This is a genomic window from Nitrospirota bacterium (genome assembly GCA_016180645.1).
In the GTDB taxonomy this organism is placed as follows: domain Bacteria; phylum JACPQY01; class JACPQY01; order JACPQY01; family JACPQY01; genus JACPAV01.
The window spans coordinates 1-18,349 of record JACPAV010000058.1; the positions used below are offsets into that span (position 1 = coordinate 1).

The 18,349-nt window shown below is 61.7% G+C and carries 14 protein-coding genes and 1 tRNA gene; 3 read left to right on the forward strand and 12 right to left on the reverse strand.

Annotated features, from left to right (window positions below; genetic code table 11):
• Window positions 1-527: 527 nt before the first annotated feature.
• Complete coding sequence (locus tag HYT87_19720; GenBank protein ID MBI2061975.1) at window positions 528-1,325, forward strand: SDR family oxidoreductase; 798 nt, start codon at window positions 528-530, stop codon at window positions 1,323-1,325.
• A 278-nt stretch (window positions 1,326-1,603) separates the two neighbouring features.
• Here HYT87_19720 and HYT87_19725 read toward each other — a convergent pair whose 3' ends face one another.
• From HYT87_19725 to HYT87_19765, 9 genes are all read right to left on the reverse strand, one after another.
• Window positions 1,604-2,074 carry a hypothetical protein gene (locus HYT87_19725; protein MBI2061976.1) on the reverse strand — a complete coding sequence of 157 codons (471 nt, stop codon included), beginning with the start codon at window positions 2,072-2,074 and terminating at the stop codon, window positions 1,604-1,606.
• A complete protein-coding gene (gene pilO, locus HYT87_19730) occupies window positions 2,071-2,631 on the reverse strand; it encodes a type 4a pilus biogenesis protein PilO (GenBank protein ID MBI2061977.1) in 561 nt (186 codons plus the stop codon). The genes HYT87_19725 and pilO overlap by 4 nt, the downstream gene beginning before the upstream one ends.
• Before the next feature lie 9 nt (window positions 2,632-2,640).
• On the reverse strand, window positions 2,641-3,216 hold the full coding sequence (locus HYT87_19735) for a PilN domain-containing protein (GenBank protein MBI2061978.1): 576 nt from the start codon (window positions 3,214-3,216) through the stop codon (window positions 2,641-2,643).
• Entirely contained in the window at window positions 3,117-4,313 is a 1,197-nt protein-coding gene (pilM, locus tag HYT87_19740; GenBank protein MBI2061979.1) for a type IV pilus assembly protein PilM, read from the reverse strand. Before pilM ends, HYT87_19735 begins: the two co-directional genes overlap by 100 nt.
• 107 nt (window positions 4,314-4,420) lie before the next feature.
• Window positions 4,421-5,284, reverse strand: a complete 864-nt coding sequence (locus HYT87_19745) for a tetratricopeptide repeat protein (GenBank protein MBI2061980.1) — start codon at window positions 5,282-5,284, stop codon at window positions 4,421-4,423.
• 13 nt (window positions 5,285-5,297) lie between these two features.
• Window positions 5,298-7,067: an AAA family ATPase gene (locus HYT87_19750; protein ID MBI2061981.1), complete on the reverse strand. Its 1,770-nt coding sequence runs from the start codon at window positions 7,065-7,067 to the stop codon at window positions 5,298-5,300.
• A gap of 303 nt (window positions 7,068-7,370) precedes the next feature.
• Window positions 7,371-7,433: transfer RNA gene (locus HYT87_19755), tRNA-Val, on the reverse strand.
• Between the two features lie 118 nt (window positions 7,434-7,551).
• Window positions 7,552-8,535, reverse strand: coding sequence for a tyrosine-type recombinase/integrase (locus HYT87_19760; protein MBI2061982.1), 984 nt, complete (start codon window positions 8,533-8,535; stop codon window positions 7,552-7,554).
• Window positions 8,532-8,855 carry a hypothetical protein gene (locus HYT87_19765; GenBank protein ID MBI2061983.1) on the reverse strand — a complete coding sequence of 108 codons (324 nt, stop codon included), beginning with the start codon at window positions 8,853-8,855 and terminating at the stop codon, window positions 8,532-8,534. Before HYT87_19765 ends, HYT87_19760 begins: the two co-directional genes overlap by 4 nt.
• Window positions 8,856-8,893: 38 nt before the next feature.
• On the opposite strand from HYT87_19765, the gene HYT87_19770 reads away from it, so the two are divergent.
• The gene (locus tag HYT87_19770; protein ID MBI2061984.1) at window positions 8,894-9,082 is read left to right on the forward strand and encodes a hypothetical protein; all 189 of its coding nucleotides are present in this window, start codon (window positions 8,894-8,896) and stop codon (window positions 9,080-9,082) included.
• Window positions 9,083-9,640: 558 nt separating this feature from the next.
• On the opposite strand, the gene HYT87_19775 is transcribed toward HYT87_19770, so the two are convergent.
• Together HYT87_19775 and HYT87_19780 are read right to left on the reverse strand one after the other, a co-directional pair.
• Complete coding sequence (locus tag HYT87_19775) at window positions 9,641-10,042, reverse strand: type II toxin-antitoxin system VapC family toxin (GenBank protein ID MBI2061985.1); 402 nt, start codon at window positions 10,040-10,042, stop codon at window positions 9,641-9,643.
• Window positions 10,024-10,233: a type II toxin-antitoxin system Phd/YefM family antitoxin gene (locus HYT87_19780; protein MBI2061986.1), complete on the reverse strand. Its 210-nt coding sequence runs from the start codon at window positions 10,231-10,233 to the stop codon at window positions 10,024-10,026. The genes HYT87_19775 and HYT87_19780 overlap by 19 nt, the downstream gene beginning before the upstream one ends.
• Window positions 10,234-10,851: 618 nt before the next feature.
• Between HYT87_19780 and HYT87_19785 the strand changes: the two genes are divergently transcribed.
• Complete coding sequence (locus tag HYT87_19785) at window positions 10,852-12,126, forward strand: hypothetical protein (GenBank protein MBI2061987.1); 1,275 nt, start codon at window positions 10,852-10,854, stop codon at window positions 12,124-12,126.
• Between the two features lie 83 nt (window positions 12,127-12,209).
• On the opposite strand, the gene HYT87_19790 is transcribed toward HYT87_19785, so the two are convergent.
• Window positions 12,210-18,116 carry a HEAT repeat domain-containing protein gene (locus tag HYT87_19790; GenBank protein MBI2061988.1) on the reverse strand — a complete coding sequence of 1,969 codons (5,907 nt, stop codon included), beginning with the start codon at window positions 18,114-18,116 and terminating at the stop codon, window positions 12,210-12,212.
• Window positions 18,117-18,349: the final 233 nt, after the last annotated feature.

Below are 18,349 nucleotides of genomic sequence, written 5' to 3' on the forward strand. Positions count from 1 at the left end.
AAGACTCGAAAGACATTTCTCTCTCCGGCGTTCACGTGCAACATTCGACGTTCCATCAGCCCCCGCCATGCCATGCGATTAACACACACACACACACAGGGAATGTCAAGCACCCGCCGGAATGTAATCAAATGGGCATGGGGTCATGTGGTCAATTGAAGGAAACCAGCGCCCCGATCATGGACCGCGAATCAAGGTCGCAAGAAACTGCACCTTCCTGGAGCAAGCACACTTTCGTGAGTTGTAAGTGCGTCTACCAGAATGCGTAGGGGAGGGTCTTCAGACCCTCCCGACAAGAGGGAGCATCTGAAGATGCTCCCCTACGAATCGGCATTCTTGCCGGGAGGGTCTGAAGACCCTCCCCTACTTTCGTGAGTCGCCAGTCGTGAGTCGTGAGTCGAAACCCCAAGCAGGAATGTGATCATGTCATCATGTGCCCAAGGGAAGGAACTCAGCACGCAGATGCCCGTGGCGGATCCGCCAATCGATCATTTGCAAGGGGCGCTGTTGTGAGATAGATGGAACGCATGAAAGAAACAGCCGGCGGCAAATGGGCGCTTGTGTTGGGCGCATCCAGCGGGTTCGGGGCGGCGTGCTCCGTGGCGCTCGCGAAAGGCGGATTCAACATCTTCGGAGTCCACTTGGACAGAAAATCCACCATGGACCAGGTTGAGAAGGTCATCGAATCGGTGAAGTCCACGGGGCGTGAGGTTGTTTTTTTCAACAAGAACGCCGCCGACGAAGAAGCGCGAAACGCGGTTCTCGATGAAATGCACAAGGCTCTGAATGGAGAGCCCGGCGTGGCCGTTCTTCTCCATTCCCTCGCCTTCGGAACGCTCCGCCCTTACCTCGCGGAAAAGACCGCGGATTCCGTATCCAAGGCCCAATTGGAAATGACGATGGACGTGATGGCGAACAGCCTCGTCTACTGGGCGCAGGGCCTTTTCAATCGCCGGCTCCTGGCCCGAGGCGGCCGCATATTCGCCATGACGAGCGCAGGCGACGAACGCGTGTGGGCCACCTACGGGCCGGTCTCAGCAGCCAAGGCCGCCCTGGAAGCCCACATCCGGCAGCTCTCGGTCGAACTCGCGCCGCATGGAGTGACGGCCAACGCCATTCGCGCGGGCGTAACGGACACCCCGGCCCTTCGCAAGATTCCCGGCAACGACCGGATGATCGAAATGGCCCGTTCGAAGAATCCCTACCGGCGACTCACCACAACCGAAGACGTTGCCGGCGCGATCGTGAACCTGTGCTCGGAAGGCTGCGGCTGGATCACGGGTAACGTGATCAACGTGGATGGCGGAGAGTTTATTGTCGACTGAACAGCCGTCAGCGATCAGCGATCAGCCGCCGGATGGGGATGGCTTCGCTTCGCCCGCAATAACCGGCGGGGTGTCATCGCGAGGCTCCGCCAGCCGGCGGAGACGAGGCAATCTCACTTGCTGACCGCTGATAGCTGGAAGCTTTTTTAGCTCGACTTTTGCCATTTTTTGAGAGGTTTATGTTGGTCATTATGCGTAGGGGAGGGTCTTCAGACCCTCCCGACAAGAGGGAGCATCTGAAAATGCTCCCCTCCGAATCTGCATTCTGTTAGAGGCTCTTATTTCTTCCCCGCTTCCTTCCGCTTCAGCGTAAACCCGGTCTTCTCTCCTGCCGAGGACTTCGCGCCCGTCAACGGTAGATCCACGACCCTCTCTTCGTCGGCCACAACCACCTTTTCGCGCGCAATCTCGACCACTCGCCTGCCGTGGATCAGGTCGCCCGGTCGCACCACCTGCCCTTCCACCACGGCCATCGAACGGCTCGGATCGCGCGCGTTGAAGAAGATCGCCGAGACCACGTCCGGCAGTCCCGGCTGCGTTCGCGGTCCCGTCTCGTGTTCCGAAAACGGATCCCTTCCCCAAGGGAGCACCGGCATGGGATTCAAGCGCACATGCGAATCGACATCCGAAAGAGGAGCGGCGAGCGCCAAAGGCGCCGTGAATCGTGAACCGTGAACCGTGAATAGAAAGACGAAAAGCGCCGGGATTCCGGACCGCCAGGAACCAGGAACCAGATACCTCCACTTCACTTCAGCATCTTCCCCTTTGCCGTCATGCTGATCGAGAGATCCGGCTCACCCGGCTTGGAAGCGACCATTTGCAGGCCCTGGATTTCGAGCACGATCGGCAACGTTTCCACGCGTTCGATGAACTGGCCAAACTCCTTGTACGTGCAGAGAACGTTGAGCTGGAACGGAATCTCCACACTGTCGCTCAATTCCCGCGGCTGCGACGGCCTGAACTCCACAAAATTGACCGGCCCCCGCACGTCATCCCGCGTCATGACCTCCATGAGCTGCGAGAGCCGCATTTCCTTGGGGAGTTTCTGCCGCGACATCTCCACCTGCGCGCGAAGCTCCTCCAGTTGCTTCCGCGCCTGCGCCACCACCTCTTCGGAGGCCGCGCCGCCCCTGGCGAGGATTTCCATCTGGGCCGCCTGCGATCGCAGACTCGTCAGATCTCCGTCCATCGCGATGATCGCCGCGCTCCTCACGCGATATAGACGCTCGTAAAATGCATACGTGCCCATCCCCAGGATGGCCAGAAGCATCGCCCACTGCCGGTATTTCTCGAGCTTCTCCCGCACTCCCGAGCTCTATCGTTTCAGGTCCGCCGTAATCTCGAATTCCTGGAGCGACTCCCCGGCGCCCGCCGACTCCCGGCTGAAATTCAGAAAGATGTTCTTGAAAAACCGGGATCGCTCCAAGGCCAGAATAAGTCCCGCCACGGCGTGGTTGTAGCGGGCCCTTCCCGTCATCACGAAGGAGTGAATCGATTCCGTTGCCTCCTTGCCCGATTTGAGTTCGGTCAGCCAGAGCCCGTCGGGCGCGATGAAGCTGAGTTCCCGGAGAACATCGGAAAAGTAGAATCGCTCGTCCTGGAAACTGCGGACCCGTTGGAGCTGGCCGTTCAGAGCCTCGGTCTCCCGGTTGATCGCCGCCATCGTGTCTGTGTACTCCTTGAACTTGCTGCTCCGGCTCGACAGGGAGCCGATCCGCACCTGGAGGTCCGCTTTCTCATGCTTGAGCCGACGGTACGAGCGATCCTGGAAGAAGAAGGCCAGCGCCAGGATCAGCGCGAAGGTTCCGAAGACCGCCGCAAAAACGAAGTTAAACGGGACCTCAGGCGCTTTGAGTAGCTCCCGAGGGAGGAGGTTGATTCGATCCCGCACTCTTTGATTCCCCTTGTCGCTTGCCCCAGCGCCACGGCGAACACCGGGGACAATTTCTTGAACGCGTTGATTTCCTCGGCCGTTCCCGCCAACGTCGCCGTCTGCAACGGGTTCATGACCGTGCAATCCAGCCCGAGAAATTCTCCGACCGAGGTGGAGAGACCGGGCAGCAGGGACAACCCTCCGGACAAATACACGGCTTCAATTTCGTCTTCCCGGAATTGCATGCGGAAGTAGTCGAGCGTTCGATGGAATTCCGCGCACGCTTCGTCGATCTCCGACCGCAGCGCCTCCGCCACTCCCTCGGGCGGCGGATCGCCTTCCTGCCGGGCCGCGGCTTCCGGCGCCAGGCCGACCCTTCGAACCAGGTCCTCCGCCGCCGCGACCTCGAGAGTAAACGCCCGGCCCACCGCTTGGGTGAGATTGGACAGACCGAAGGGAAGACCCCGGGCAAAAACCAGCTTCGGCCCTTTCGCCACGGATACCGTGGTGTTGGATCCGCCGAGATCGATCAGCGCGTAGTTCTTCCTCGCCTTGAAGGCGCCCAGGGACCGCCAACATGCGGCCAGTGCCGTCGGCACCGTGTCCACCGCCATGGGCACCAGGTCCGCCGCCTGGAGCATTTTGACGTGGTCGTCCACCGCGCGCCGTTCCACCGCGAAGACGACCATCTTCAGCATGCTTCTCTCCCGCAGTTCGCCGTCCGTCACGAGGTAGTCGAACACAATGTCATCCGTCTGCATCGCCACCTGTTTCTTCAGTTCGAAGCGAACCCCCTCGCGCAACTCCGGTTCCGGCATCCAAGGAAGGGTGAGGTACGTCACCGTGAGCGAAGGATCCGAGACCACCGAGGATACCGGCGACTTCTGGAGCTGCCGCGCCTTGATCAACTCCTTCAGGAACCCGGTCAAGGTTTCCATATTGACGACGGATTCTCCCTCCGGGGCCGCGGGTGCCTTGGCATAGACAAGCTCCTCCACGTGAAGTCCGGTCTTGGTTTCCGCGAGTCGAACCATCTTGAGGTGCGAGCTGCCCAGATCTACACCCAGAAGCCGACCTTTGCCGCGAAGGCGGTCAAGGATGGACCCACCGATCACGTATCGATTCCTCCCCGCGGCCCGAAACAGGCGGCGCGCGTCACCTTGACACTTCCGTTCGCCGACCTGGAGCGCAGCGGAATGGGCGACGCGTGCGCCGAACGGGGTTACCCGCCCAGCCGGATCCTTCGGTTAAGGCCCTTGAGAATTTCCGGATCGAGGTTTTCCGCGAGGTCCTTGTATTGAGCGTAGTGCCGGCCGGCTTCCTGCCAGTTTCCTTCCCTCTCCAGCATGATGGCCAGGTTGAGATGGGCGTCCGCGTAGCGCGAATTGGCCGCGATGGCCTGATTGAAGAGGGCTTTGGCCTGCTCACTCTGCCCCATCTGCATCCACACCACCGCCAGGTTGTTCATGCACTCTACGCAGCCGGGATCGATCTCGATGGCCCGCTTGTAGTGGGTTTGCGCGTCAGACAGCCGCCCAAGCATCTTGAGCGTCAGGCCCACGTTGCTGTTGTACTCCCCCGATGTGGGATCACGCTTCAGGGCCTCCAGGAACTTGTCCCGGGCGCCCTCATAGTCCGCCTTCGCGAAAAGCGCCTTGCCCTCGTCGTTATACATTCCGGCCACCTTCACCTGCACCGGATCGGCATGGAAAGCCTGCGACCCACCCGCCCCCGGCGTCTCGCCTCTTTCCGGCTGCACGTCCTGGAGGTTCTTGGGCATCGGCACACCCAGCTTCTCGGGTGTGTCTCCAATGCCGGGCGCCAATTCGTATTTCGGCGTCTTCACGACGCCGATCTTGATCATCAACTCGGTGAACGCATCGCCTCGGATGAACCATGCGAGCAGCCCCGTGATCACAATGGCGATCAGGAGAACCACCACCCGGACGTTGATCTGGCCCCGGCGGCGCCCATCCGCCTGCGGAGGCGGCCCTCCGCGCGCAGCTTGGCGCGACATCGCCAAGGACGGAGGATTCTCCGCCGCCTGGCGATCAATTTTCTTGAGCGATCTGTGGATAATGCTCATTGCGCCCTCCTTCCTAGAGACTGGGGACCTCTTCCCCGAGCTCTTTGGCGATCAGCATGCGGACGACGACGTCGGGACCCCCATGGTCCGGCAACGCATGTTGCCGCTGGAACTCGCGAAGAGCCTGATCGGTCAGCGTACCGTAGTATCCCGTGATCACTCCACGGTAGTAGCCGAGGTCGACCAAGTCCTTTTGAAGGCGAGCCACCCAGGGACCGCTGGTGTCCTTCTTGAAGTCCTGCCCCTCATAATAATCCCTCCACAGATAGATCATCACATCCTGTGATGTTTGCACCAAAGAATTTTCATCCACGAGCCGTTCTCCATAGACCGGGTCCAACACCCTGAATCCATTATCCTCGACGGAGCGCAACAAGGCAAGACGGTCTCCCGCCACCCCGTCGGCCTTCAAGTTCATGAGGCAGGGGTACCCGATCTTCCTGGCGATGTCGGCGGAGAACGGAAGCTCCAGGTAGCTGAGACCGGCGGCCTGCACCGGCTCGAGCTGGGCGAGGCCCTGTACGTCCACGCGGTCCAACGCCTCGACCATGGGAGGAGTCAACGCCACACCCCACAGGCGGAGATACTCGGACATGATTCGGCCGGACGAGAGGGTCACCCGTTCCGATTTCGCGAAGGCGGAGGGCGTGGCCGACCACCCGGCTCTCTCGGCAGACTTGGGTGTGGCCGCGGCATCCGCCGATGGGGTCGCTCCCGCGGCCTCCGACCGGTCCGGATCGGCGGAACCTTCCGGAGCCGATGCCGTCTCGATGGTTGCACCCAGGAGCTGACTGGTCAGTGACCTCAGATCCACTTTTTCGAAGAAGCCGCCCGCCATGAACCCGGCGGCCAGGAAAGCCGTTCCTGCCGCGCCCACCCCGGCGTATCGCAGTCCCTTCCGGGCCGCTTTCTTGGCATGGATCGTCCAGGACGCCCGACGCGGCCTGGGGAGATGAATCTTCTGCTCCGGCTGATCGCCTTCGAGGTCCCGCATCGCATCCTCCACGATGCCGCGATCGATGATGAAACTCTCGCGGGAGTAGGCCGCCAAAAGCACCCGCTCGCAGAGCAGATTGATTCGCCGCGGATAGCCTTCCGTGTACGTGAAAATCAAGTCGAGCGCCGGCTCAAAGAATTCGATTTCACCCTGCGAGCCGGCCTTTTTCAGCCGGAAGTAGATGTACTCGCGGGTTTCGTTCCGATCGAGCGGAAGAAGGTGGAATTTCACGGTGAGCCGCTGGTTGAGCGGTCGCAGCACCGGTTCCTGCAATCGATCCCGGAGTTCGGGCTGGCCGACCAGGATGATTTGAAGAAGTTTCTTCTTTTCGGTTTCGAGGTTGGAGAGCAGCCGAACCATTTCAAGCGAATCGTTGGAGAGATGTTGGCCCTCGTCGATGATGACCACGGCGTTGCCGTCCGCCCGGCTGCGTTCGAGGAGAAATTGATTGAGCGCTTCGATTTCTTCCGAGGCCGAAGCAGCCGAGCCGTAGGGAACCTCGAAATCTTTCATGATCGCGCGAAGAAGTTGGCGTTGGTCGGAAAATAGCGGATTCAGAACAAGGGCCGTCGAGGTATTGTCCGGGAGTTGATCGAGCAGACGGCGGCAAAGGGTGGTTTTTCCTGTTCCAACGTCGCCCGTAATCAGCAGAAATCCCCTTCGGTAGCGAACGCCATAGACGAGATGATCCAGTGCGGCCTGATGCTTCGCCGAAAGGTAGAAGAAGGCAGGGTCCGGGGTCGTCCCGAAAGGCCCCTCCTTCAGGCGGAAGAAGTGTTCGTACACTATTTTCCTCAGAGTTCATTTTCCCACAAACAACTTCAATTGTCAACAACTAACTTCACATGGCAAGTTCGGGGGTGGTGGCGTCACAATCGTCAATTGGTTGGGGGTGGGTACTGCTTGAAACTATTAGTCGATACCAGGGAAATCGTGAATGGCAGCACGCTGGAGCGAATTTCCTGCACTTTTCGGTATCCGGAAGAATCCCCGTCGCGTCACGACTCACGACTCACGACTCACGACTCACGACTCACGACTCACGACTCACGACTCACGACTCACGACTCACGACTCACGACTCACGACTCACGACTAGGACTTGAACCTGTGACCTCCGCCGTGTGAAAGCGGCGCTCTACCAACTAAGCTAACCACCCGCGCAAGTCGTTACGCCAACTTACACGATGCGGCTGAAAATGCAATTGCACCCTTGTGCCTACATTGTGCTCATGACCAGCGGAAATCATGACTCATGGTCACCCCCCCTCTACCCGGCCTCAGACGCGGACTCTTGGTGTCCTTCCTCGCTCTGGCCTTGCCAATAGGCGTTGAGCACTCCCCCGGCGCGTTTCAGATTCCACGGGGACAGGTGCGCGTAGCGGAGCGTCATCTTGATCTCCTTGTGGCCGAGCAGTTCCTTGATCGTGAGAATGTCCACCCCGTTGATGGCCAGCCAAGAGGCGTAGGTGTGCCTCAAATCGTGAAAGCGGAAACCTTCGATCCCCGCCCGCTTCATGGCCGCGTGAAAACCCTTCTTGAAATCCAGGTACTCTTTCCCGCTCTTGTTGAAGAACACCAACCCGGCCTTGATATGGTGGGGAAGGCTTGAAAGACACTCCTTCACTTCGTTCGTCATCGGCACAACCCGCACCGTTCCATTCTTCGTCCCGATAATCTTGATTGCTCGGTTGGTGGAATCCACCTGCTCCCACGTCATCGACAGGAGTTCCCCACGCCTTGCGCCCGTGTGCATCGCGGTGAGGACAACGGCGTACAGATGGGGGGAGCTACTGGCGCGGCACTCCGCAAGCAACGTTTTCCCTTTCTCCAAGGTGAGGTATCTCAGCCGACCGGGGGGACGCTTCAACGGCTTCACCTTGTGGGCGACACTCGATTCAAGTTCTCCCCACTCCACGGCTTTGGTGAACAGGTGCTTGAGGGTGGTGAGTTCCCGATTCACCGTATCCGGCGCTTTCCCCGCGTCCAGACGGGCGGATTCTTTCCCGTGCGACATGAGGCTCCGCAACGTCTTCACCGCCTCAAGCCCGGCCTCCGAAAGCTGGGCCATCGTCCGGTCCAGGATGTCCCGCTTGAGTCGGTCCAGTTCGGCCTTGAATGCCGGATCGTCCAGGCGGCGGTAAGCGGTCGCCCGGCTCACTCCTGTGGCTTTTGCGCACTCGTCCACGCTCTTCCCGGCGGCTAGGGCCGCAAGCAGGGCCGCATCCTCGTTTTTCGTCTCACTACGGCTCATGGCGTCTCACCGACCGGGAACCCCTCCGGCTCATGCCCGTAGTCCTGCCACCGATGGACGATCCGCTTGAACCCGGCCGGGCAAGGGAAGACCGCGAGAAGGGCGATTTCCGCACGGCTGGGGCGTCGGTTCGCCTTCACTTGAACGAACAGCCCCCCGGACTCGTTCACCGCCACCACGTCCGCCGGGCCAGGAGATCCCGCCGACCGGATGCACCGGAACCCCTGCCGCTCAAGGTAGCGGATCGTCCGGTATTCAAGGCGCCCGTCCTCCGCAGTAGCCTCGCTACGGAGGGTGGATCGGCCTTTCGCGTAGCTCACGGGTTGTACTGCGTCATGACAGATGGTAGCGTCCAGTCATGCGGTGGGATCACGGACGCCGCTCCCGAATTGCCGGTATTCTTGAGAAGGTCGGCATCACGGCGTTGATTGCCGGGGTCGGTGATGTGGTCGTTACCCGGCAAGTGTCACCGGCCCTCGATGCCGTAAGCATCATCCTAGGGTTGATTGCCCTGACCGTTTCGGTTATCATTTCCTTTGATGAGTAGCGCCACCGCCGTTTTCATCTTGTTTCTCGCGGGAGTCCTTGGCCTTTCCATTTGGGGCCTCACCTCGCTTCGCCATCATTCGCGCAAGGCTCAATAGCCTTTCCCACTCACTTCATCTCCGGCGAGAGAAATCCCTTCTTGAACATCGATCCGCAGAATTGCAGCAACGTCCCGCGCCGTCAACAGTGCTTCCCTGTCATTCATGGCGCCATTGTGAAACAACTCGAACGGTTCTGGAATGAGCAATTCAGATCTGAAACCGGGGCGAACTACTCAAGTGGGGGTTCACCCAATCAAGAAGTCAGGCCAAGTGGTTCAGGCTCTTTTCTGCTTCCCCCTGCCCCTCCTTGCAAAGAAGGGGGTATCTTCTGCACTGCCCCTCCGATTCGTCTCAACCGCCACAGTCACCGCGGCCTGTTTCCAGTGCTGAATCTCGCCTTGCCTATTTCGGACTGACGGGCAGAGTCGCCGGCTTGCCCGCCGCCGTTCCGTTCGGGGATCGGTAGCCGCGGGTATCATGCACGCGTCCAGACCCCCGCTCATCCCCGATGGGTCCGCCTACCAGATGGCTTGGACCAAACCGCTGCTGAGAATTCGCCGGTCTTTTGTCAGGAGCGTTGCGGCTTCCACCAGCGCGGTCGCCACAATCAGCCGATCGCATGGATCGCCGGGAAACGAATCGGGCAATTGGGCTGCCTGAACGGCGACGATCGGCGTGATGGGCAACAGCTCAGCACCTGGGACCGCCAGGGCCTCTCTCATCCAATCCAGCGGACCGCGATCGATCGAAATGCGTCGCCGCGCAACCAACCTTGCGAACTCCCAGCAACTGATGGCAGGCACGCCCACATGACGGGCGGAGCGCAAGGTTGCGGCTGCCCGTCGACTCAGCCGATCCGGGTTGCTCGTCCACCAGATCCAGGCGTGCGTATCGAGAACGATCAGTCTTCCGTTCCCCACTTCTCGCCGAGCGGTTCGACAATGTCACCCAGGTACCTCACGCTGCCCCGGAGAGTACCCTTCGATGGCGGCTCCACCGACACGATCTTCGCGACGGGCCGTCCTCTCTTGGTCACCACCATCGGCTCACCCGTCCGCGACACCCGGTCCAACACGCCGAGGCACTCGGACTTGAACCGCCCGGCGGCCATGACCTTGACCCTGGCATTCATGGTCATAATAATATGACTATATAGGTCCCATGTCAAGGCCATATTCTCGCATGTTGGGTGACAGATCCACTACCCGGTTCTGTCTGAAAACGTATCTCCGCGGTAGCCGCAGGCTTCAGCCTGCGTCCAAAGACGCACCCCTAAAGGGTGCGACTACCAAGGGATCGCCCGGCAATCATGGGGTTTCCAAACGGGGCCTGGGACCCCTTGCAGCATACCCCTACCGATCACGCCCTCCGCAGTCCGAGTCCCGCCTTCCGCTTGCCCGCCGCTGAGGCCGGTCGTATGATTCGCGCGGTGGAGCGGAAAATCTCTCTCGCTTTGGCAATCGCGGGATTCGCCTTGTCCCTCGTTGGTCTCACGCTACCGAGCTCTTGCGCTGGTTTCCTAGGCACCCCTGCTGAGGACCAAATTGCGCCCGACGCGCCGACCGACTTCTCCGTTCAGTATAATCAGAATGAAAGGGAGGCACTTACGCTTCGGTGGAAAGACAATTCGGATATCGAAACCCACTACGTGATCGGGGTGTCCACTGAAGTCGAAGGCCTCGCGTTCAATTTTGAGCGCTCACTGCCACCCGATTCCCAGGAGTATTCAATGAGCCCTCGCAAACCTGTGCGTTTCCGGGTCGCCGCCTCCAACGGGGAGGTGCGATCGGAATACCTCCTGGGGTGTCTCTCCTACGAGGACATGGACGGTGACGGCTGGGGTACGCAACTGGCGGCTAATGTGGGGCCGTGCCCAAGCGCAATTTCATTCCTCAAACCCGGGGATTGCAACGACAAGGATTCGAACATTTCTCCCGGCAACAAGACGGGGAATGGCACGGACTGCACCCTTCCGATCGTGGCCGTACTTCCCTATGCCAAGGCGGGCCTGTCGTGCGCAGGGGGGAGCAAGGGAATGATCTATTGTTTCGGCGGTATGGGCTCGGCCGGCATACCCTCTAGTGAGATCCTGGAATTCGATCCGGATTCCAAGCGAGTGAACGTGCGCCCTGCACGACTTCCATCTGGTCGTTCAGGCCTCTCCTGCGTCAGCGCCGTAGATCGTCTGATATATTGCTTTGGTGGCGATCCAGAAACCGCTGACATCATCCAATACGATCCCTCCACCGACACGGCCGATCGGCTGTCCGCCTCCCTGCCCTCGAAGCGAGCCTATCTTTCCTGCGCCTCTTCCGCGAACGGAAACGTCTACTGCTTCGGGGGAGATGGTTCCGACCCTCAGGTTGTGGAGTTCGACCCCCGGAAGAGCACCGTGGAGCCCAAACTGTCTCAGATGCCGTCCAAGATCACCGGCCAAGCCTGCTCGCCGGGAGACGGGAACAAGATCTACTGTTTCGGGGGTGATAGCCTGTCCGAGCCCCAGCCCCACTTCCTCGATTGGATTCGGGAGTACAACCCGGATAGGAACGAAGTGAAGATGAAATCAGCCCGGCTGCCGGACAGGTGGTTTAGCGGATCGTGCGCGGGGGCAGGCGTGGGAATCATCTACTGCCTTGGGGGCGTGTTGAGTGGGCCGAATAACGTTCAATTTATCAAGTACGATGCGAATACCGATTCGGTTTGGTCAAGATTCTCTCCCATAACATCGCCCCGAAGCTCGCTTTCGTGCTCACCTTCTGTCAGCGGCAAGATCTACTGCTTCGGGGGCCTAGTCCCGGGCAAGGACGGATACGTGCAGACTGACGAGATCGTGGAGTTCGATCCGAAGAGATTTCCGCTGGCTCCGGAGAGGCAGGTGAGCGTGACGGCTCCCATGATATTCTCCGGCGAATCTCCGCTTCGAATCGGCGACGGAACACCCCCGCTCCCGGAGGCGCCGGCCTTCGGCTGCTCCGCCCTGCCGTTCAAGCCGCGCGGCGATTGAAGCAGGATTTCTACTCGGCGGGCATCAGGGACACAAGCTGATCGCTGATCCGCCTGAGGCGGACTGATCGCTGAAAGCTTTTCTCAGTGGTACCAGATCATCACGCCCATGGTGTAACGGACGTCATCCTCGCCGCCGTCGGGATCGGGAATGGCGGAGAACTGGGGCACGGCGGCATCCACATGCGGGATGAGCGTCCGCCAACCGATCCTCCTCGATCCGTTCTGCAAAAGCGGCGCGGCAGCCTTCTCTTTTGAAGGCTGCGAAGGAGTTTCGTCCCACTTCATGCGCGAGGTCACGAAGATCCCCGTGCCCAGCCCGATCAGACTCCCGATCGGCGCGCTCAAAAAGAACACGTCTCCTTCCCGGCTCAGGGGCAGCCCCATCGCGCTCCCCACGCCCAATCCCGTGAGACCAAACAGGTTGATCCATCCCATCCGGCGCGGCGGAATCTTCAGTTTCAGCAGCGAATAGGTCGTTGTGATCTGGCCGACGTTGCTCGCGATCACCGCCGCGGTCGTCGTGTTCTTCGGACTCCCCGCCGCGGCCTGCGCGAACATCGAGCCGACGAATCCGCCCCAGATGCCGCCGGTGTACGCCACGGCCGCCGTTCCGCTCCCCACTTCGAGATCGTAGGTGATGATCATCGAGGTTCCCATGCCGAGCGACGCCCCGAGGATCGCGGCCCCCAGTGTTCCGCGCGGCGACTGGTCGCCGAACTGTGCGAGCGCCACGCCCTGCCCGAATCCGTAGAGCGTGCCGAAGGTGGTGAACAGCTTGGCGCCCGGTGTGTACCGGATCTGTGGCGCCGCCCGCGAGCCCAGCGCCATCGCGCTGAAGCCCATCGAGTACATCGAGATCACCACGTTCCGGCCGTTCCAATCCTCTGCCGTTAATCCAATTCCCAAGCCCGAAGCCGATCCCACGAGCCCGGCGAGCGTCACAAAGCCCGATGTGCCCGCCGCGGGTTCCCAAAGCGCAAAGCTCAGCGTAGTGACACCGAGTCCCAGTGGCAGACCCAACATGGCGCCTCCCAGGACCTGTTGGCTCGAAACATGCTTCGTAGTTCCCTCAAGGACCCACGGAAATACGGTGCCGTATCCGAGGCCGAAGAGCCCGCCCATGCGCAAGGCCTCAGCCTGCGCGGGCTTCGGCGTAATTCGCGGAAGGAGACTCGCTCCGGCGGCGCCCATGACCGCCCCGCCCGACAGCATGAGCGCCGTATTCTTACGATATGAATTTTCGGCAAGAAATCCCGTGCCCGCGCCGGCCATCGAGCCGAGAAGCTCTCCGGAGAAGAATCCGGTGTAGGCGCGGGGGTTGACTCCACTTCCCGCCAAGGCCATCCCCGTAGCCAGCCCCACCGGCCCGCCGATCATGAGGCCGCCCGTGACGCGTTTCTGACTGATGTCCTCGAACTTCCTCGCCGCGAAGGTGGGCGACCACCCGCCGTACCACAGCCCGGCCATCGTTGAATACGCGATCAAGGGCGGGTAGGAAGCGCCGGCCGGCCCGGTTGGACCCGGAGGCCCGCCAGCCAGGAGCAGTCCCGCGATTCCGCTCGCCATTCCCGTTCCCAGCATGAGTGAGGTGGTGGCCCGGCGCGGAGCCAACGCCACGAATCCGATTCCGGTACCCACCGTCGCTCCCCACACCTGCCCGCCATAGAAACCGCCGAGCGACCGACCCGTCATGTCGTAGCGATTCGCGGCCCAGATGGATGACGTGAGGCCGAGCGGAACTCCTATCATGGTGCCCCCGACAATGCGCCTCTGCGGAATGTCGTTCAGATTCGCGCGCAGCAGCGTCGGCAGCCACGATCCATACCACGCTCCCGCGGCCGACCCGAGCCACAGGGAGGCTTTTTCCCCCGGCCCCCGAAGCGGCGAAGGTTCCACCATCTGCCGAACAAAGCCGTACCCGCCGATCGATCCCAGCGTCCCGCCCGCGAGCATGAAGGACGTGCGAGTCCTCGGTCCCTTCTCCGCCAGGAATACCGTTCCGGTTCCGGCCATGGAGCCGAAAACCTGCCCCAGAAAAAGACCCGAAGGCATGCGTGGCGGAATGTCCACGCGGTTGGCCACCCAAGTCGAAGTCGTCAGAGCCACGGGGACGCCGATCAACGCGCCGCCCGTGATTCTCCGTCGCGGCACATCCCGCGGATCGCGCTCGGTGAGAGTCGGCAGCCAGAAGCCGTACCACGCTCCGGCGAGTGTGGAGAGGTAGATGGAAGGCATACCCTGTCGCGGGGAAAGCACGAAGGGATCTCGCAGGTATTTTCCGTAGAAGTATCCGACCGACTGGCCGAAGGCCGTTCCGCCGAGCATCAGGGCGCGTGAGGTGCGCGGCGCGGCAAGTGAAGTCAGCCCCAGACCTAATCCAAGGGAGGTCCCACTCAGACCGCCGAGAAAAAGAGAGGGGATCGTCCGCGCCGAAAGGTCGGTGTGGTTCGTGATCCACATGGAGGACGCCATCGCCGTCGGAACGGCCATCATCATGCCGCCCGCAATATGGCGCTGTTCCACATCCGGCAGTCTTGCCTGCCCAAACGTGGGAAGCCATGCGCCATACCAAGCCGCGGAACCCGAATTCAGGAGCAGGAAACCGATCTCGCGCCCGCCGCGGAGCGGATTCGGTTCCACCAGCCGCGTGGCGAAGAAGTAGCCGCCTACTGAACCGGCCAGACCGCCGGAAGCCATCGTGTAGTACGAGCGATCGATCTGATCCCGGATGGCATCGCGTTTCGCTTCGGTGAGCTTGGGCGTGGTGCGCCCTGTTGAGAGCAGCCCCGCGCCCTGCCCCATCGAGGCGCCAAAGACCTGTCCCCAGAACAGGCCGGGAAGAACTCGCGGCCGGATGTCGTGACGATTGGCCACCGCCAGCGCCCCCACGAGTCCGACCGTGCTCCCCATCATCCCCGCGCCGGCCACGCGGTTGTACGACACGCGGTCGCGAGGTTGCGCCGTCCGGAGCCCCTTCCTCAATTCCGGCACCCTGAAATACCGTCCGGTCCACGCGCCGTACCAGGCTCCATTGATCGAACCGTAGGCGAGAAAGAGGTCCTCGCGCCAGCCGCGGACAGGTGATGGCGGGGCCATGGCTCGGATGAAGCCGTACCCACCAGCCATGCCGAGGGCACCGCCGCCCAGCATGAGCGCCGTGAAAGGGCGACGATTCTCCCGCAACGCGAGTCCCATCCCTGTCCCAAACCACAGGCCGAGCGCCTCGCCCATGAACAGGCCGTGATTCACGCGGGGCACAAGTTCCAAGTGGTGGATGGTGAAGAAGGAGAGGCCCAGCGCGGCGGGCGTGCCGGCCATTATTCCGCCGACGGACCGACGATCCCCATGTCGGCGTTTGGGCAACAATGTGGGAACCCAGCCTCCGTACCACGCGCCGCTTGTCGTGGTGAGCCATGCAAAGCTTTTTTCGCGCAGCGTCAGATTCCAGAGATAGCGCTGACTCATCTCGTAACCCGTCAGCATTCCGGCGGCGCCGCCGCCCAGCATGAGGAGGGTGTGGGGTTCACGATCGGTCATGAACAGTCGCCCCACTCCGCTCCCAAAAGAAAATCCCAGCGCTTCTCCGAGAAACATGCCGTGATTGGATCGGAGCGGCAGGTCGAAACGATTTACCGCAATCAGCGATGCACCCAGTGTTGCCGGGACCGCGGTCATCATACCCCCGACGATCCGCCGCTCGGTGGATTTGCGTGCATGTAGCGCGGATGGAAGCCAGGCCCCGTACCACGCGCCACTGGCCGTCGCGAGAGAAACGAACGCTTCTTCGCGGGTGGAGTAGGTCCACCGGAGGTTTTGGCTCATCCGGTAGCCCGTTGCGGCTCCGAGGGCGCTGCCGGACATCATGAGAAGCGAGAGCATCGGACGATTCCCTTCATACATCAGCGAGGTGCCTGCTCCTGCCACGCCGCCCAAGATTTCCCCGAAATAGAGACCCTGCGTTCCGCCGGTCGGGACCTCGATCGCATTGCCCACGGAGATCGTCGTCGCGACCAAGACCGGGAATCCCATCATCACGCCGCCGAGGGCTCGCTGCCGGCTCGAGGGTTCGTCCGGCTCCTGCGCAGGTCCGGAGAGGTCCACCGTGGTCCCTCCTCCCACGGGCGGTGGCGTTGGAGGTTTGCCGCCGGTCGGCGGGGGCTGCGGGGTAGGCGTTGGAGGCGCGACGGGTCCTGGAATTCGTCCCGGCCTCCCACCGATGGCCAGCGGCGCGAGCGCGCCGTAGTACGCGGCCGACGCAAAAACCCACGACTTGAATCCCGGCTGCTTGCGGGTGGCAGGGAAAATGCGGGCGTAGTTCGCCCCCACCAGGAGGCCCGCGGCTGAGAACGATTCCATTAACGTAACGGAGGCCCGGTCGAAGTCCCCGAAAAGCATCCAGCCGAGACCCGTGCCGAACTGCGCGCCGAGTCCCGTCCATGCGGCCGTCCGCAGCGACGTTGTCGGCGCATCGGCCATGTATTGATTCGTGATGAGTCCCGAAAAGTAGCCCGTGGACGCCCCCACCATGGCAGCACCCACGCGGGAAGTTTTCGCCGGTCCGGCTTTGAATATCTCCGGCGCCCACGCGCCGGCCCACAAACCGTAGCCGGTACCCAGGAAAACATGGGACACGTTGGCGGAGCTGACGCTCACGCGGCTCGTCGCCATCGCGGCAGCGGCCAAGCCGGACGCCGATCCCCCCAGCGCAAGCCACGATGCCTTGGCGGCGCGGTCCCCCGGACCCGCCATGACTTCCAGTCCCCATCCGAACATCCCTCCCGAGATCCCGCCGAAATTCACAAACATGGTGTCACCCACGTCCCAATCGAGCCGGTATGCCGAGATCGCGCCCACGGTGATGCCCATGCCCTCCCCCGCAAGATTGTACAGCCTCCGGATGTGCGGCTTCTCCTCCTTTATGCCGTTGGCCGCGAAGTGCGATGCGCCGATCCCCCAAATTGTGGAAGAGGCCCACCAGTAGGCCTTGCCGGTCGGCACGCCCTCGGAGAAGTGCGTGAGCAGATAGGCCGTGCCTCCGCCCACAGTCAGACCGATGGGATACGTCCATCCCGGCGAGACTTCCGATTGCGAGGCCCGCCGCATGAGTTCCATGAACGATGCGCTGTAGATCGCCGCGCTGGAGATGACGAGCCAGCGGCCTCTCATGCGGGGTGCCCCCGGCATTTCGGGCACGGGTGGCACGGCCGGCAAATCCGGGATGACAAGGGCGGACTCCGCCTGTTTCACCGGCGCGGGCGCGACGGATGGAGCGCCGGAATTCCCTGAGGCCACGGGAGGCGCGGGCGGCGGCTGCGTTTTCGGGGGCGCCGGAGCGGCCTTCGTCTCCACCGGCCCTGCCAGAACGCTTGCCGCCTCATCCTGATTGAGCACCGGCCCATTGGGCGTGATCTCAAGAACCCGATCGATTTCATCTCGCAGATCGTCGGGAATTCCCCACCGGATGGAGCTCAGCACTTTCTCCCAACCGGGCGGCGCCCGCTGCGCATAGTGTCGCACCGCACGACTGCGCACTGTCACCCAATATCTGTCGCTCATGATGACCCCTTCCAATTCCAAGTCCACGAGGCCGGTCTGGAACGTGGATATCGATTCGAGGATCTCGGTCAAGATGTCCGTCTTGCGCTCCTTCTCGATCCTCTGTCGGAGGGCGGGAAACGCGACGTCTTCCGGCAATTGCCGGAGGGCGCGAACAACGGCCCTCCTCACATCGGGGACCTTGTCCCCCGACGCCCATTCAAGGGGCTTCGCGAATCGGGCATCGCCGGTGCGACCCAGCCATTCCGCCGCCGCGATGCGTGCCGCGGGATCATCGGGGTTCATGAGCTGGATAAGCGCATCCGCCTCGTCCTTGATCTCCACACAGAGGGCCGTTTGTGGAGAGAGCAGGTTGACAATGAGGAAGGATGCCAGGAACGGCAGCAGGAAGGCCCACAAACGACCGCACCCACAACCACGACGGTCAGTCACGCCGCCATACTAACGGAGTGGCCTCCTCAATACCAACACATTCGCCCTCTGTCAGGCGGCATTCATGTTGTAGTTTAGTCAACATGTCCGCTTTACTGTTGAGTGAAAATGTCCTCCCCTGCGCGTGGCATGGGTGAGGGGGGAGCGGGGGGAGAGGGGGTCCGATTGTTGCGGCGCAGAGTTCGGAGGAGCCGATCCTGACCCGGTTTTTCCGTTTCGAGTAGAATTCGGTG

Excerpts from the sequence above, each read along its gene's own strand:
- HYT87_19770 (MBI2061984.1), top strand. The coding sequence starts at position 8,894 with ATGCGGTGGGATCACGGACGCCGCTCCCGAATTGCCGGTATTCTTGAG.
- HYT87_19785 (MBI2061987.1), top strand. The coding sequence starts at position 10,852 with ATGAGCCCTCGCAAACCTGTGCGTTTCCGGGTCGCCGCCTCCAACGGG.
- HYT87_19780 (MBI2061986.1), bottom strand. The coding sequence starts at position 10,233 with ATGGCCGCCGGGCGGTTCAAGTCCGAGTGCCTCGGCGTGTTGGACCGG.
- HYT87_19720 (MBI2061975.1), top strand. The coding sequence starts at position 528 with ATGAAAGAAACAGCCGGCGGCAAATGGGCGCTTGTGTTGGGCGCATCC.
- HYT87_19760 (MBI2061982.1), bottom strand. The coding sequence starts at position 8,535 with ATGAGCCGTAGTGAGACGAAAAACGAGGATGCGGCCCTGCTTGCGGCC.
- HYT87_19745 (MBI2061980.1), bottom strand. The coding sequence starts at position 5,284 with ATGAGCATTATCCACAGATCGCTCAAGAAAATTGATCGCCAGGCGGCG.